This window comes from Mucilaginibacter gilvus (assembly GCF_004054195.1).
GTDB lineage: Bacteria > Bacteroidota > Bacteroidia > Sphingobacteriales > Sphingobacteriaceae > Mucilaginibacter > Mucilaginibacter gilvus.
The window spans coordinates 490,013-505,664 of sequence record NZ_SBIW01000003.1 but is presented as its reverse complement, the minus strand read 5'-3'; the positions used below and the strand labels follow the sequence as shown (position 1 = coordinate 505,664).

Genomic DNA, 15,652 nt, shown 5'->3' with positions numbered 1-15,652 from the left:
AACTTGAGCAACAATTTGAAAGTTCTGCCCTCCCGGAAGAATTAGCCGAAAGTTTTAGGGTAACGGCTGCGAATCTGGGCCTGCTGTTTACTATCCAGCAGTTGCAGTCTATTTACGCCCATTGTGGTGTACCCACACCCAGGTGAATTTCCCTTATGAGCGGTTTTTTTTCAAACAAGTTACGGCACATGGTCCACTCCAGCAGCAGGGCTTTGATGTAAGGTTGTTCTACCGCGTGATTTTTTGTGATCCGGGTGTTGCAACCACAGTATGTTCACAAATTTTCGAAAGATGGAATCAGTTTATGTATCCACCTGCTTTTGTTTTCTGTAGGTAACATGGCAGCTCTAATATTTTCGATGCCAAAACTATGGCTAATCCGTTGGCATAGGACTGTTGTCCGTCAGGAAAAATATGATAGCTATCAATTTATCGTATTTTCAAAAAACTGCTTTAAGGGTTTCTGCTGTGCAATATTATTTTAAACCATGACCTCGATCATTAGCTATCGGCCCCGAGTTAATAAGATTTGGCAATAGAAGTTAAGTATTAAAAGCCATGAAAAGATTCTCATTGCAACAGATTTTTTTGCTGACGCAACGCATGCTGTAGATTACGGCTATTCCCTGGCTAAACAGTTGAGGGCGAATGTTATTTTGTGCACCGTAGTTACTGTGTCTGCAGAACTACCGCAAGCAGATGGTATTGTATGGCCTATGGACGAAAGTGATATACTCCGGAAGGACAGTTCCGATTAACTAGCAAAACTAAAAAACAGGCTTCAACTAAACAACTGTTTCGAAGGGTTTATATGGACATAAAAGCTTAAAAGTACCGAACAATTATTAAACTTGCATAAAAGACCTTATTTATGTCCAGTCCCGCCATTCGCCTGCTCTCCGGTTTTTACCAGTTATCGCTCATCGCTGCTATAGCGGTACTTTTTCTTGCTTTTTCTTTTTTCCATACCGCTTCGTTCCCGATTACGGGCACTTTCGGAAATAGCTGACTTGCGGGCCTTTATCTTGAGCCTGCTGAGCATCACCTTAGGCTTTTCTGGCCTAATCCTGACGCTGTTGCTGTTGCTGTTAAGCTATAACTTCTTCATCAAAAGCACCAGGCGCAATACCTTAGAATTTATCGTAGATAACAGCTATCTCACAATACTCTTCTCGGGTTTCGTCGGCATATTGTTGGTTCAAGTCGCCGCTTACTTGTCGATTAACCGCGCGAATCGTGAAGAACACCTCGCCGTCATCTACTTCCTGCTGATAGCAGCGTGTTTGTTAAGAAACGTTTGATAAAGTGGATATGGTTTATAACTTTCTTTTAAATAATTTCCTAAGTACAATCTATTTACGGCTTGCCATCGCGGCTGATACTATGTAGTATTTAAGGTAAGTATTTATTTGTTGGTTAGAATCTAATCGAATTCATACAACCAGAACATTTCAAGGCTTAATCAAAGCTACTGTTGATGAGTGGATTAAATTGATATTCCGTTAGTTATAATTCAAGCAACTTCTATGATTATTGAATCGAAGTGTTTTGATTGTTTAAAATAGTATTTTTCTAAAAATGATTTTAAAGGTTTGGGATTATTTTAATTCAATTCCTCCTAATAGTCGGCAATAAATAAAAAAATCTTAATACAAAACCGACACCTTATGTATTTTACTGTAGTAGATGACAGGAAACTGCGGAAATAGTCATAATAGGCAATAAATAAATTCAATTATGCACTATATTTTAAAATTTAGTATATAATTGTACTACAATGCGCCTGTATCAAAAGTCCACTTCTCTTTTTGCCAAAAAGAACGCGATCTCGTCAGTAGCTGTCATCGGCTCGGGTTTCGCTGCATTAAGCGCGGCTTCTTATTTAGCCCAGGCTGGTTGCACGGTAGATGTGTACGAAAAGAATGGTAGCATTGGCGGCCGGGCAAGGTATTTAACTACAACAAATGGCTATACTTTTGACATGGGCCCAAGTTGGTATTGGATGCCGGAAGTATTTGAAAAATTCTTTGCAGACTTCGGCTACGAAGTGCCACAACTTTATCAACTTGAGCAGCTGGATCCCGGCTTTTCTGTAGTGTATGGCAAAAATGATGTTATTAATATCCCGGCTAATTTTAAAGGCTTATGTGATCTTTTCGAATCGATTGAAGCCGGTAGTTCAGAAAAGTTAAAGCTTTTTTTAGACGGGGCATCCTATAAATATAAAATAGGGATGGAGAAGTTGGTTTACAAACCCGGGCTATCTCTATTTGAATTTGCCGATAAAGATCTGATCAAAGGGTTGTTCAAACTGGAGGTTTTCAACTCTTTCAGCAAGCATATTCGAAGATATTTTAAAGATCCCCGGTTAATAGCGCTCATGGAGTTCCCGGTACTGTTTTTAGGGGCAATGCCCGAGGAAACACCCGCCCTGTACAGCCTGATGAACTATGCCGGATTAAAACTCGGCACCTGGTATCCGGAAGGGGGCTTTGGAACGGTGATCGATGCCATGCGCACCGTTGCCGAAAAACAAGGTGTGAATTTTTACACCAACGAATCGGTAACCAAACTGAATGCTGCAGGTAAGTTGGTGAATGAAGTAGTTACAACAAAGCAATCCAAACAGTACGATGGCGTTATAGCCGGTGCCGATTACAACCATGTGGAAAGTAAGCTATTAGAATCAAGGTACAGGAACTATAATGAGAAGTATTGGGAAAGCAGGGTAATGGCACCCTCAAGCCTGATCTTTTACCTCGGGCTTAATCGAAAAGTTGCTAAACTGCAGCATCATAACCTATTTTTCGATGCCGGTCTGCAGCAACATGCTGTTGAAATATATAAAGAGCCAAAATGGCCTTCTAAGCCATTGTTCTATGTTTGCTGCCCTTCAAAAACCGACGCTACGGTTGCACCGGAAGGCCATGAAAATCTGTTTGTGCTGATGCCGCTTGCGCCCGGTGCTGATGATACGGAGGCGTTGCGTAAGCAGTATTTCGATCTGATCATGTCCCGCCTGGAAAAGCATACCGACACCAATATCAGGACAAGCATCGATTACAAAAAAAGCTACTGCGTTAACGACTTTGTTGCCGACTACAATTCCTTTAAGGGCAATGCTTACGGTTTGGCCAATACGCTGATGCAAACAGCCAACCTGAAACCTTCTATTAAAAATAAACATTTAGATAATTTGTTTTATACCGGCCAGCTTACGGTACCCGGCCCGGGCGTGCCGCCATCCATCATTTCGGGAAAGGTAGCCGCACAACAAATGATAAAATATTTGAATAAACTATCATGAAAGAACGATTTGATACCCTATCAGCAACATGCAGTAAAGCAACTACCAGGCTTTACAGCACCAGTTTTTCGTTGGGAATCTATTTTTTAAATAAAGAGCTGCGCCAGCCTATATACGCTATATACGGTTTTGTGCGCCTTGCCGATGAGATAGTAGATAGCTTCCACGACTATGACAAAGCAAGTTTGCTGGCCGAATTGCGACAGGAATGTTTCGAAGCTATCAGGCGTGGCATTAGCCTAAACCCGGTATTAAATTCTTTTCAACAAACTGTAAATAAGTATCATATCAAACATGAGCTAATTGATCAGTTTTTAAAAAGTATGGAAATGGACCTCGAGCAGCGCAGGTATACACCAGACCAATATGATCTTTATGTACTGGGCTCAGCGCAGGTAGTAGGTCTCATGTGCCTGCAGGTTTTCACCGGCGGCGACGAAGAGACCTATATGCGTCTTAAAAACCCCGCCATGAAATTAGGTTCTGCATTCCAAAAAGTTAATTTTCTTCGTGATCTGAAAGCCGATTATCAGGACCTGAGCCGCGCCTATTTTCCCGGTATTGACCTTAGTAATTTTTCTAATAATGATAAGGCTGAAATTGAAAAAGAAATACGGGAAGAATTTAATGAAGCACTGACGGGCATCCGCTTATTGCCGCGGTCGTCACGTAAGGGGGTTTACCTCGCATTTGTATATTACAAAAAACTGTTTCATAAAATCACCAAAACAACGGCAGACAAGGTAATGTACGGGCGCATCAGGGTATCTAATAGCCACAAGTTCATTTTGATGTTCGATTCGCTTTTGCGCCATAAATTAAACGCATTATAAAGTATCGGTGGCTCGTTTATTAACATCACGACCCGGGCATTCACATACAGAAACTAAAAAATAAAAATTTGAGCGAGATTATAATTGCTGTAAACGAACAAGGCCGGATAACCGGCACATTAGATAAGTTGCGGGCCCACATTACAGGCCAGTTACACCGCGCGTTTTCTATTTTCATCTTCAACACAGATGGGCAATTGCTGTTGCAGCAACGGGCAGACGCGAAATATCATTCAGGCGGAAAATGGACAAACACCTGTTGCAGCCACCCCAGGATTGGTGAACAAACAAGCAATGCCGCACACAGGAGGTTACAGGAAGAAATGGGTTTTGATTGTGAACTGAAGGAGATATTCAGCTTCAGATACTGTGAAACCCTTCAAAACGGCTTGATAGAGAACGAATTCGACCATGTGTTCTTTGGCATCAGCAACCAACAACCCATCCCCGACCCATCGGAAGTGAAGGATTTTGAATACCTGAATATGGAGTTAATCTCTTATAAACTTAAAACAGATCCGGGCAGTTATACCGTTTGGCTTAACATCTGCTTTGAGCAGGTGATGGAACACTTTAAAACAGAAATTAAATATGAAGCAAGCGATAATTAGTGCCCTGTTCAACTTAACGGCTTAAGAACGCGAGACGGGTATTTTATATCAACGACCAACCGATGCGGGCAGCATTAGGGTCCCTCCTCATTTAACCACAATATGATTCACAATAACGACCAAATAACTGATACAGATATCGCATATTTTGCCCCGGCATATGATACGCCACTGCGGCCAGACGCTTTTGACTTAGACGATGAAACCAAAATTCAGCTGATTCAAAATCATTTCGCGGGCATTATGCACGTTCTCGGTCTCGACCTTGATGACGACAGCCTGAAAGACACACCAAAACGGGTGGCTAAAATGTATGTAAAAGAAATATTCAGCGGGCTTAATCCATCCAATAAGCCGGTTCCAACCTTGTTTAAGAACCCATTTAGCTATAACCAGATGCTGGTAGAACGCAACATTAGCGTATTTAGTAACTGCGAGCATCATTTTGTGCCCATTACTGGCAAGGCGCATGTTGCTTATTTCAGCAATGGGGAGGTTATCGGCTTATCAAAGTTGAACCGCATTGTTCAGTACTGCAGCCAACGGCCGCAGATACAGGAAAGATTGACTATACAAATAGCGAACGAAATAAAGGAAGCATTAGGTACCGAGGACGTGGCGGTAATTGTAGACGCGCACCACCACTGTGTTTCCAGTCGCGGTGTAAGGGATATTAACAGCACAACTTTAACGGCTGAATATTGCGGGCGTTTCCGCGAGGCCGACGTTAAGAATGAATTTTTAAAATACATAGGCTCATGAATTTTAACGGCAAAAACATATTAGTAATTGGCGGCAGTTCTGGTATTGGCCTCTCGCTAATTAAACTTTTGGCTGCAAACGGCGCAACGGTGTATAATATTTCCCGAACATCATCACCAGAATGGCCCGTGGGCGTGAATCATCTAACACTGGATATTCTGCAAGATTGCAGCCCAGCTGCCGCTTTTTTACCCGAACAATTACATGGCCTGGTATACTCGGTAGGCAGCATTACTTTAAAGCCCTTTGCACGCTTAACCGAAGATGATTTCCTAAACGATTACCGTGTAAACGTTACGGGAGCCGTTAAAATAATACAACAAGCCCTAAAACCGCTTAAAGTCGCGCAATCGGCCTCTGTGGTGCTCATTAGTTCTGTAGCGGCGAAGACCGGCATGAGCTTTCACGGCAGCATTGCTGCCGCCAAAAGCGCGGTGGAGGGGCTGGCGCTTTCCCTCGCTGCGGAATTGTCTCCCAACCGTATCCGGGTAAATGTAATAGCGCCATCATTGACGGATACGCCGCTCGCTCAAACATTTTTGAGCACACCGGAAAGGAAAGAAGCATCTAACAAAAGGCATCCCCTGGGTAAATATGGGGTCCCTGAAGACATCAGTTCAGCCATAGCGTTTTTATTAGCTGATGAAACCGCCTGGATGACAGGGCAGGTGATTGGTATAGATGGTGGATTAGGTAAATTAAAGGCTGGTTAAAATGATAAGTATAAAAAGCGGTGAGATTGCCGAAATGGAGAAACAATACAGGATCAGCCTCATCAATGGCCTGGTTGGCTATAAAGCGCTTAACCTGCTGGGCACTGCCAGTACCGATGGCATAACAAACCTTTGTATCATTAGTTCCGCCTTTCATTTAGGGGCAAATCCCCCGCTATTGGGTATTGTGATAAGACCCGAACGTGAACACAACGATACCCTTGGCAATATCAAAACTACAGGGGAATACACCCTGAATAATGTATTACCGGAATGGTACAAGCAGGCACACCAAACCAGTGCAAGTTATCCGTCCGGCGTTTCTGAATTTGACCAATGCGGCTTTAAAAAGTATTATACCAATGGATTTAAAGCACCTTTTGTAGAACAGTCTACTATTCGTATCGGGTTAGAATTAAAGGAAATGATAAATATGGAGATCAACGGGACAACCATAGTTGTAGGCGAAATTGTTCAGATATTAGTTAATGATCTCATCATAGCAGACGATGGCACGGTGGACCATACCAAAGCGGGGACGATGACCGTAGCCGGTTTAGACTCCTACTTTCTCTCGCAGGCTTTTGGCCGACTTTCTTATGCTAAACCCGGAACGGAGCCCCGTGAACTAAATATGCAAAAAGTATGATAGGTGATGAAACAGACGTACTGATTGTTGGCGCAGGTATTGCCGGGTTAACCGCTGCTAAAGTTTTAAAAGCAGCCGGTAAAACCATTAAGATACTGGAAGCCACGGCATCCATAGGTGGCCGTGTAAAAACAGATGAACAAGACGGTTTTCTGCTCGACCATGGTTTCCAGGTTTTGCTAACCGCCTACCCCGAAGCCAAAAGATTTTTAGATTATGAAGCGCTCGACTTGCGAAAGTTTGATCCCGGTGCGCTTATTCTAACTGAAAAGAGAGTTTCACAGATAGGCGACCCGTTGAGGCAACCCTCAACATTATGGAAAACACTTTTTTTTCCAGCGGGCACGCTGGCCGATAAAGTAAAAATACTCGCCTTAAAATTAAGGCTATCCGGCAAAAGCATTGATAGCGTTTTTAGTGAACACGAAACAACCACCCTGTCATATTTAAAAAACAAAGGGTTTAGCGATCAGATTATCAGCTTTTTCTTTCGTCCTTTTATGACCGGGATCTTTTTGGAAAACGAGTTGAATACTTCCAGCCGCATGTTCGAATTCGTTTTCAAAATGTTCAGCGAGGGCGATACGGTTATCCCCGCCCGAGGAATGGGCATGATTCCAAAACAATTAGCAGAAGGGCTTACAGCAGATGAATTGGAACTAAATCAAAACGTTAGTTTTGTTGAAAACAACTTTGTAACAACAACGACAGGTTCAATTTATTACGCAAAAAATATTTTGCTAACGGCTGCAAAATCTCCTAACAAGCTAATTCCGCTCAATGGCAGCAGCAAAAAACCGAATTCGGTAGTATGCATATATTTTGCATCTGCTAAGCCGCCGTTTACCGAACCGCTTATTGCATTAAATACTTTATCCAATAAGCTGGTAAATAACGTGGCGATAATGGATCAAATATCACCTGCTTATAGTTCGACCGGACAATCGTTGATCTCTGTTACTTTAATTGGCGATGATGAAGCAAATACTTCCCCGGAAATAATTCCAAAAGTGTTGGATGAATTAAAACAGTGGTATCCCGGTTCACCGACCTGGAAGCACATTAAGACCTATTTCATCCCATATGCATTGCCTAATGACGAACATGTATGCAATGACCCCGAACCATCTACTTTACGTATAAGTGAAAACTGCTTTTGTTGCGGCGATTATTTATTAAACGGTTCTATTAATGCAGCCATGAAAAGCGGGAGGTTAACTGCCGAAGCCATTATTAAAACTATGAATTAAGCCATGATTGAGCCAATTTACAGCAATGAGTTTTTAAATGATAAAAGGCTTTTTGGAGACCCGGAGGCTGATGAATTTATACAACAGATATTTGCCGATACCGAAAAAAAGCTGCAACTGCAGCAATGGATGAGCGGCAAAGCAAATTTAGACGGTTTAAATCAGCTAAAAGAAATTTATCCCGGCTTCCTTTTTATAAAAAATGCGGGGCAATTACCAACCTGGGTAAACCAAAAGCTATTGAAAGCTGGCGCGGTTTTCTTTGCCCGGCATTCAGAAATTATCATGAGCTTGCTTGGGCTGTTGTCGCTCCCTTATTGCTATACGGCAGCAAATGGTGCTATGGTGCTGCATTTATCTGAACGGATACGGAAACAAACAACCAAACGCCTGTATGATACGGCCGTTTTTGTATGGGAAGTGATGGGGCCAGATGCTTTCGGCAACGATGGTAATGCTTATAAAGAGATCTTAAAAGTACGCATTATGCACGCGGCGGTTCGTTATTATACCATACAAAGCGGTAAGTGGGACAATTCATGGGGTGTGCCTATTAACCAGGAAGATATGGCAGGCACCAACCTCTCGTTCTCACTCATCGTAATACGGGGGTTACGGATGCTTGGTTTTAGCGTGAGCCATGCAGATCAGGATGCTTTTATGCACATTTGGTCGGTAATTGGTTACCTCACCGGTCTTCATAAAGACCTGATCCCTGCAGATCCCAAAATGGCCCAACAATTGGATGCCGCTATCAAGCATCGCCAGTTCCGCATATCGCCACACGGGCAGGAACTCACCCATGCCTTAACCGACCATATTCTGCAAATTAATACAAGCAAGGCTACCGCTAATGATATATTGGGATTAATGCGTTACCTGCTTGGGAAAGAGGTAGCCGATATGCTGGCCGTGAACGCCCCGGAATTACCTGGCTATAAACTCACACTGATTAGAGCGCTTAATCTGTTGAAAAGCTTTAAGCCGGAACCCGATCCCGGGCAAAAATACCGGGCGGCTTACGCTACCTTTAAAACACAAAACCCTGAACTAAGTAAAATAAACTAAATTTGAATGCCAATAAGCACTAGTATGCACACAAAATGAAATCATACCAACTCATTCATCAATTAATAAGCCTTGTGGAACAATTGGAAGAGGAAAACCAGGAACGGGAGCTTTCCATCCAGGATTTCACAGGTTTTCTGTTGAATACAGTTGGTGACCAAACCGGCAACACTGCCAATAGCGAAGTGAGGTTTGGAAACAATGATACCATTGCGTTGGAGAGAGCCTACCAATTGGATAATAACATTGGACGGTTGTTTGTATTTATGAGCCGCTATGCTAAGTTGTATATAAAAAAAGCCCTGGAAGGTACGCCGCTGCAAACCGGCGAAGATTTTACCGCCTTAGCTATTTTGCTTACCCACAACCATCTCTCCAAATCTGAACTCATCAGCCATAATTTACAGGAAAAAACCTCGGGGACAGAAGTAATACGGCGGCTGATAGCTGCTGAATTGGTTACACAATGGGATGATGTTAAAGACAAAAGAAGTAAACACATTGCTATCACCGAAAAAGGCAAAAATTTGCTTTATCAGGTATTTGTGGATATGAATTACGTAGGTAAAATCATCACCGGAAAATTGACTACCGCTGAGAAATTCACATTGCAATACCTATTGCAAAAATTGGAAGACTTTCACCTGGAACATTATATTAAGAAAACCATAGTAAATAAGGCTGACCTTAAAAGTGTTACCGAAGGTGATACAACTGTAATGTGAACGTGGCCGACAGCTTACCGAGGTACAAATTTTGTCTGATTTGGTTATGAAGGCTCAGCCTGTATGTTATGGAGATGTTGACCACCTGATTCCGGGCCAAACTGACCAGGCAATTAGCTGACGTGGGGCGTGCAGCAAACGCTATAAAAGCGTGTACAAAAATAGTTATTTAAAAGGTATTTTCATTAGTAGCTGGTTTCCGGTTCAACGTTGCGTTTTCTTCTCATAGATTCTCCCTTCAGTTCGATGCGGTGCGCATCATGAACGATCCGGTCCAGGATCGCATCAGCAACCGTTTTTTCACCGATAACTTCAAACCATTTACTTACCGGTAATTGTGAAGTAATGATCAGCGAGGTCTTGCCATGCCGGTCTTCAATTAGTTCCATCAGCGCAGCCCTGCTTTGTGCATCAAAAGGCTGGATACCGAAGTCATCCAGGATGAGCAGCTGTGTCCTTTCCAGTTTAGCGAGTTCTTTGATATAGGAGCCATCTGCCTTAGCCATCTTCAGTTTGGCGAATAGCTTAGGCGTACTGGCATAAAATACCCTGTAGCCGAGCATACAGGCCTGATAGCCGATAGCAGAAGCCACATAGCTTTTACCGATACCGGTGCTGCCGGTAACCAGTATGTTTTCATTGCGGTCAATGAAGGTACAGTCTGCCAGGCGCATGATCTGGTTGCGGTCGATACTTCGGTCGGCATGGTAATGAACGTCCTCTACAGAGGCTTTATAGCGGAACTTGGCATACTGTATCTGCCGTTCGATACGCCTGTTTTGCCGGTCGTCCCACTCGGCATCTACCAAGTGGGCCAGCAGCTCATCCGCTGTATAATCATTTGTTTTACCCGTTTCCATGCTGCTTTTGAAGGCATGGAACATGCCGAAGAACTTCATCTTCCGCAGTTTGTCCAATGTACTTGTGTTCATGTTATTTGTTGTTTAATGGTTATTTGTAATAGTCTTTTCCCCGGATATTATCATGGTTAGGCATAGGCAGCTCATCGGCAAACAGACTTTCCTCATAGCCGTCCATCTTATTCTCCAGGATGGTTTGTATCGTTTTATAGTTATGAATACCATAGCTGAGCGCACGCTGGCAGGCCATCGTTAAGCGCTCGTTCCCGGCATTCTTGGCGAAGCCAAGAACACCCAGGCAGGACTTGTAAGCCTGCTCCGGGTGTTGCTTCCGGTCAAGGATCTTAAGGATATACAGCCGCACATCCTTATGGATTGAGGCTGCCCAATCCAGGAACTTATCAGGTGTCCAGTCAGTTAAAAAGCGGTGGGTAGTGGCCATATGGTCTTTATCGGTCGTATAACCGTAAGGGTTCTTTGCCCGTTTATGCAGGGCGATACGTTCATAGTTGGAGTAGATCTCTAAACTTTGGTTTTTTCAGGTAAACCAATAAACTGAAGGTTTTCTCTAACATAAAATGCTGAATTAAGAGTGAACAAAATTCGACTCACAGCACTTACAAAACAAGATGTTTGATAATCGAACATCCTGATTTACATATAGTTATGGTACTTTTAGAGAGTAGTAAAACCAAAATCAGGTACTCCTTAAAGTACTCTTTTTTATTCTGGGCTTATATGAATGATTTGTGATAGCAGCAGAAATAAAAAAGCCTCTAAATCGTTGATTTAGAGGCTTTTGAAACCCTATGATACTGGTCTAAGCGGTGAGGGAGGGATTCGAACCCTCGGTACAGTTGCCCGTACGTCAGTTTAGCAAACTGATCCTTTCGGCCTCTCAGGCACCTCACCAGGTATTAATAATAAAGTACCATTTTTCGGGATTGCAAATATAGTAATTCGGGCAAGTTGTCAAAAAAAAAAATCGTTTTATATAGAGGAGTTTTAGAGAAAATAAGCTTGACGCCAGTATAACGCCACAAACAGCCCACTTAATCAACCACTTAACTATTCACCAAATAATTAATAATCTATCCTTACGTGATAAATACTCATCAGCATACGTTTGAAGATAGTTTTGATCGTTTCGAGGTCCTTCAGGGTTATGTTACTGTCTTTCAACTGGTTTTGGTCCAATTTGTATTTCACGATACGATCTACCAGTACACTGATGGATTCCTCGTCCGGCTCCTTCAAAGAGCGCGAAGCGGCTTCTACGGAGTCTGCAAGCATCAAAACACCGGCTTCTTTAGAGAATGGTATAGGCCCGGGATAGCGAAAAATATTCTCATTGATGAATTTTTCGGGAAAATTCTTTAAAAACGACTGGTAAAAATAGTCTACCCTTGTATTGCCGTGATGGGTGCGAATAAAATCGATCACGATCTCGGGCAGGTTTGCTTTGCGCGCCATTTCTATTCCCTTACTTACATGCCGGATGATGATCTGGGCGCTTTCCTCGTAAGGCAGCTTATCGTGCGGGTTAAAGTGCGAGGTTTGGTTCTCTATAAAGAATAGCGGGTTCTGCATTTTGCCAATATCGTGGTATAAGGCCCCTGCCCTAACCAGCAACGCGTTGCCGCCTATCGAGTAAATAGCATTCTCGGCAAGGTTGGCCACCTGCAAGGAATGCTGAAACGTACCGGGCGCACTAAAAGCCATCTCACGCAGCAATGGCGCATTGGTATTGGTCAGTTCTATCAGCGTGATATCTGATGTGATGGCAAACATTTTTTCAAAGGCATATATAAGCGGATAAGCCAGCAAGGTTAGCATTACGCTCCCCGCAAACGGAAGGAAGTCCATCCAGTCGATTGCGCTAAACGAGCCTTCGCGAACCAACGATATCCCTACAAAGGAAACAAAGTAAGCGAAGGTGATAATGAGTGCCGATATCAGGAACTGCTCGCGGCGCAGCAGGTTTTTGATGCTGTAAATAGATACCATCCCCGCCGTGATCTCAAAAAATGCAAATTCAAAACTGTTCGGTACAAAAAAACCGGCCACAAGTACCACAAGCAAGTGGATATTTAGCGCCAAACGGGTATCAAACAATATGCGGATGATGATAGGAACAATACAATAAGGGATGTAGTACAAATTACCCGGCCATTGAAGCTTAATGGCGAGCGATAGTGTGGCCAGCATAGCGGTCACCACAAGCAATATCAAACTCACCAAACGGTTGTCATCATAAATATCGCGCCTAAACAGGTAAAGGAATATCATCAGCAGCGTTATAACCAGGCCCACCAGTAAAAACTGTCCAAGTAGCACCAGCGTATGGTTACCGTTAATGCGCGCGTTATCTTCGAAAGCCTTTTTAAAGGAGCCCAGTTTTTGAAACGCCTCATCATTTATTACTGAGCCTTTACTGATGATGGTTTCGCCCTTTTGCACCATACCACGGGTAATGGAGAGGTTTTCTACTACCTCCTGCTCCAGCCTTTGGGTAAGTTTCAGATCGTACGTAAGGTTGGTTTGCAACCTGTCTTGCATCAGGTTGAGCAGGAACGCCCTGTCAACATACGGTACTTTGCCAATGGCGTTGTCACAGTAAGCAATCGCAGTTTCGCGGGTAAGCAGGTCGGCCGTATTACGCTCGGTTGCAATGTTATTGTTCAGTATAGTTACCCTGTAGTTTGGGTTGCTCTGCTGATATTTTGAATTTGGCTTAAAAATGCCACGGGTGTAAACATCAGTAAGTAAGGAAATACCTGTTTGCAGGTATTTGGCTTTGAATTTATCGTTAATACCCGCGGTATGCCATTTGATCTCCAGGTCAGTTTTAAATCCTTCTACCAATTGCTTTCCCACATCTGTATTTAACTGGTAAATGGGGGTTACCGTAGCCAACGCTGTTTTTTCGTCGGCTTCTATCTCCTGGTTGGTTTTTAAGATGGCGAAATTGTAGGGAGATATGAGATCCTTTTGATTCCAGATCCTGCCTTTTTCGTATTCGTAGCCAAATTTGGCTTGTTTGGGCAGGGCGTAAACGATAACGCTCACGCTGGCTATCATCATAAAAAATTTAACATTCAGCGCGTATTTGCGCAATAATGCCTTCTGCCGCGACGATGATAATTTTGCCATTTGCGAGTTTAACCTATCAAAAATAATATAAGTTTCGGTTAAATGTGCTTTTTCTTGCTTTTATCAAAACAAACTTGATATCTTTATGATATCATTTTAAAATCATTTAAACCATGAACTCTGAAAAAGTTATCACAGCGCCTTCGGGCTATTTAGCATTGTTATTGTTCTTTTTGCTGGGCGGGGCGGCATCATATTTCTTTGTAACAGAAAACCCGGTTTCGGGGGCGATTATCACGGTTGTAGATATTGTATTAGTGCTTTGCGGCCTTATCGTGGTAAACCCGAATGAGTCGCGCGTGCTTATCCTGTTTGGTAACTACATGGGCACGGTTAAGTCTGGTGGCTTTTATTGGGTAAACCCCTTCACTGTAAAAAAGAAAGTTTCTTTACGTGCGTTTAACCTCAACGGGCAGCAATTAAAAGTGAACGACAGCGTAGGTAACCCTATTGAAATTGCCGCGGTAATAGTTTGGCAGGTAAAAGAAACCGCTAAAGCCGTGTTCGCGGTAGAGAACTATCTGCAATACGTAAATATACAAAGCGAGGCGGCGGTACGCCACCTGGCAAACTCTTACCCTTATGATCATATTGAAGATGAAACAGCCAGCATTACTCTTCGTGGCGGCGCCGAAGAGGTAAGCCACATGCTGGAGCAGGAACTTAACGAACGCCTGGAACGTGCCGGCATCGAAGTAGTTGAAGCACGGATCTCACACCTGGCCTATGCACCTGAGATAGCACAGGCGATGTTGCAGCGCCAGCAGGCATCGGCCATTATTGCCGCGCGCAGGCTCATAGTTGAGGGTGCCGTAGGTATGGTAGAAATGGCCCTGAACAAGATGGCCGAAAAGAACATTGTAGAACTTGACGAAGAGCGCAAAGCAGCTATGGTAAGTAACCTGCTGGTAGTATTATGCGGCGAGCGCGCTGTTTCCCCTGTTGTGAATACAGGCACCTTATACCACTAAGATGATAAACAATTTCCGGAATTTTGACCAGATAAAAACAAATGAGCTGTTTATTACCCGTCATAAGTGGTTCTTCCCTTATTACGAGCTTACAGACGGCCAGTTGGTATATGGTAAACTGAGTTACAAAAGCCATTGGCGCAAGTACGCAATCATAGAAACCGCCGAGGGCAGCTGGACTATAAAGCACAAGGGTTGGTTTAAATGCGCTATGCTGCTGAATAAGGATGACGACCAAACCATTGGCACCATTGAACCCCAGCGCTGGAAACGCGACACTTTACTAAAGCTGGATAATGGCTTCGAAGCTACTTACTTGTACAAAAAGCTATTTACCAAAGCTTTAACGCTTGCCAGCGCAGCACAGGGCGATATACTGCAAATCATACAGAAACCATTCGGGATAAAAACGCCCTTTAAGATACAGATTGATGCATCTCCGCAGAAGGTAAATCTTAATATCCCTTTGTTTACTTTAATTGGTGTGAACTTAATTTTACTGCGGCAGGCACAGGCGGCGGCAGCGGTTTCGGCATAAGGAGTGTAATGGCAGAGAAAAAAGCATTTATATTGAGAATAAACCCCGAGGTACTCAAGGAAATAGAGGCCTGGGGCGCCGAAGAATTCCGCAGCACCAACGGGCAGATAGAATATTTGCTGCAGCAAGCGCTGGCCAGCCGCAAGAAAGCTACGCGAAAAAAAAAGGATTGAATTGATGAGTAAAAGTGTAAACTTTTTCAGTACGACACG

Annotated in this window: 18 protein-coding genes, 1 tRNA gene and 1 pseudogene; 15 read left to right on the top strand and 5 right to left on the bottom strand. The window is 43.3% G+C overall.

All coding sequences use genetic code 11. The features are described 5' to 3' along the window. Positions 1 to 124 precede the first annotated feature (124 nt). Positions 125 to 274, bottom strand: a pseudogene (locus EPL05_RS24630) (oxygen-independent coproporphyrinogen III oxidase); the annotation flags it as partial. Positions 275 to 548: 274 nt separating this feature from the next. On the opposite strand from EPL05_RS24630, the gene EPL05_RS24625 reads away from it, so the two are divergent. The 12 genes from EPL05_RS24625 to EPL05_RS08120 all read left to right on the top strand — a co-directional run bounded on the left by EPL05_RS24625 (position 549) and on the right by EPL05_RS08120 (position 9,918). Next, positions 549 to 758 carry a universal stress protein gene (locus EPL05_RS24625; protein WP_128533811.1) on the top strand — a complete coding sequence of 70 codons (210 nt, stop codon included), beginning with the start codon at positions 549 to 551 and terminating at the stop codon, positions 756 to 758. 113 nt (positions 759 to 871) lie between these two features. Continuing rightward, the gene (locus EPL05_RS23945; RefSeq protein ID WP_166727667.1) at positions 872 to 1,009 is read left to right on the top strand and encodes a hypothetical protein; all 138 of its coding nucleotides are present in this window, start codon (positions 872 to 874) and stop codon (positions 1,007 to 1,009) included. A gap of 16 nt (positions 1,010 to 1,025) precedes the next feature. Further along, positions 1,026 to 1,301 carry a hypothetical protein gene (locus EPL05_RS08165; protein WP_128533454.1) on the top strand — a complete coding sequence of 92 codons (276 nt, stop codon included), beginning with the start codon at positions 1,026 to 1,028 and terminating at the stop codon, positions 1,299 to 1,301. 476 nt (positions 1,302 to 1,777) lie between these two features. Further along, a complete protein-coding gene (locus EPL05_RS08160) occupies positions 1,778 to 3,307 on the top strand; it encodes a phytoene desaturase family protein (protein WP_128533453.1) in 1,530 nt (509 codons plus the stop codon). Further along, a complete protein-coding gene (locus tag EPL05_RS08155) occupies positions 3,304 to 4,140 on the top strand; it encodes a phytoene/squalene synthase family protein (RefSeq protein WP_128533452.1) in 837 nt (278 codons plus the stop codon). The genes EPL05_RS08160 and EPL05_RS08155 overlap by 4 nt, the downstream gene beginning before the upstream one ends. Before the next feature lie 68 nt (positions 4,141 to 4,208). Beyond that, positions 4,209 to 4,751 (top strand): isopentenyl-diphosphate Delta-isomerase, encoded by a 543-nt coding sequence (gene idi, locus EPL05_RS08150; protein WP_128533451.1) that lies wholly within the window; start codon positions 4,209 to 4,211, stop codon positions 4,749 to 4,751. Between the two features lie 102 nt (positions 4,752 to 4,853). Further along, a complete protein-coding gene (gene folE, locus EPL05_RS08145; RefSeq protein ID WP_128533450.1) occupies positions 4,854 to 5,513 on the top strand; it encodes a GTP cyclohydrolase I FolE in 660 nt (219 codons plus the stop codon). Beyond that, the gene (locus EPL05_RS08140; protein ID WP_128533449.1) at positions 5,510 to 6,226 is read left to right on the top strand and encodes an SDR family NAD(P)-dependent oxidoreductase; all 717 of its coding nucleotides are present in this window, start codon (positions 5,510 to 5,512) and stop codon (positions 6,224 to 6,226) included. Before folE ends, EPL05_RS08140 begins: the two co-directional genes overlap by 4 nt. A 1-nt stretch (position 6,227) precedes the next feature. Then, entirely contained in the window at positions 6,228 to 6,875 is a 648-nt protein-coding gene (locus EPL05_RS08135) for a flavin reductase family protein (RefSeq protein ID WP_128533448.1), read from the top strand. Continuing rightward, positions 6,872 to 8,125, top strand: a complete 1,254-nt coding sequence (locus EPL05_RS08130) for an NAD(P)/FAD-dependent oxidoreductase (RefSeq protein ID WP_128533447.1) — start codon at positions 6,872 to 6,874, stop codon at positions 8,123 to 8,125. The genes EPL05_RS08135 and EPL05_RS08130 overlap by 4 nt, the downstream gene beginning before the upstream one ends. A gap of 3 nt (positions 8,126 to 8,128) precedes the next feature. Next, positions 8,129 to 9,193, top strand: coding sequence for an oxygenase MpaB family protein (locus tag EPL05_RS08125; protein WP_128533446.1), 1,065 nt, complete (start codon positions 8,129 to 8,131; stop codon positions 9,191 to 9,193). Between the two features lie 35 nt (positions 9,194 to 9,228). Next, positions 9,229 to 9,918 carry a MarR family winged helix-turn-helix transcriptional regulator gene (locus EPL05_RS08120; RefSeq protein WP_128533445.1) on the top strand — a complete coding sequence of 230 codons (690 nt, stop codon included), beginning with the start codon at positions 9,229 to 9,231 and terminating at the stop codon, positions 9,916 to 9,918. Between the two features lie 185 nt (positions 9,919 to 10,103). Here EPL05_RS08120 and istB read toward each other — a convergent pair whose 3' ends face one another. The 4 genes from istB to EPL05_RS08100 form a co-directional block, all read right to left on the bottom strand. Then, on the bottom strand, positions 10,104 to 10,850 hold the full coding sequence (istB, locus tag EPL05_RS08115) for an IS21-like element helper ATPase IstB (RefSeq protein ID WP_128533444.1): 747 nt from the start codon (positions 10,848 to 10,850) through the stop codon (positions 10,104 to 10,106). 19 nt (positions 10,851 to 10,869) lie between these two features. Beyond that, positions 10,870 to 11,220, bottom strand: coding sequence for a hypothetical protein (locus EPL05_RS08110; RefSeq protein WP_243837248.1), 351 nt, complete (start codon positions 11,218 to 11,220; stop codon positions 10,870 to 10,872). Between the two features lie 383 nt (positions 11,221 to 11,603). After that, positions 11,604 to 11,690: transfer RNA gene (locus EPL05_RS08105), tRNA-Ser, on the bottom strand. Positions 11,691 to 11,861: 171 nt separating this feature from the next. Next, the gene (locus EPL05_RS08100; RefSeq protein ID WP_128533443.1) at positions 11,862 to 13,931 is read right to left on the bottom strand and encodes an HD family phosphohydrolase; all 2,070 of its coding nucleotides are present in this window, start codon (positions 13,929 to 13,931) and stop codon (positions 11,862 to 11,864) included. A gap of 113 nt (positions 13,932 to 14,044) precedes the next feature. Here EPL05_RS08100 and EPL05_RS08095 point away from each other — a divergent pair, with 113 nt between their 5' ends. The 3 genes from EPL05_RS08095 to EPL05_RS08085 are packed head-to-tail and all read left to right on the top strand — an operon-like array spanning position 14,045 to position 15,613. Continuing rightward, a complete protein-coding gene (locus EPL05_RS08095) occupies positions 14,045 to 14,902 on the top strand; it encodes an SPFH domain-containing protein (RefSeq protein ID WP_128533442.1) in 858 nt (285 codons plus the stop codon). A gap of 1 nt (position 14,903) precedes the next feature. Then, positions 14,904 to 15,440, top strand: a complete 537-nt coding sequence (locus tag EPL05_RS08090) for a hypothetical protein (RefSeq protein WP_128533441.1) — start codon at positions 14,904 to 14,906, stop codon at positions 15,438 to 15,440. A gap of 8 nt (positions 15,441 to 15,448) precedes the next feature. Further along, positions 15,449 to 15,613 (top strand): Arc family DNA binding domain-containing protein, encoded by a 165-nt coding sequence (locus EPL05_RS08085; protein ID WP_128533440.1) that lies wholly within the window; start codon positions 15,449 to 15,451, stop codon positions 15,611 to 15,613. Positions 15,614 to 15,652: the final 39 nt, after the last annotated feature.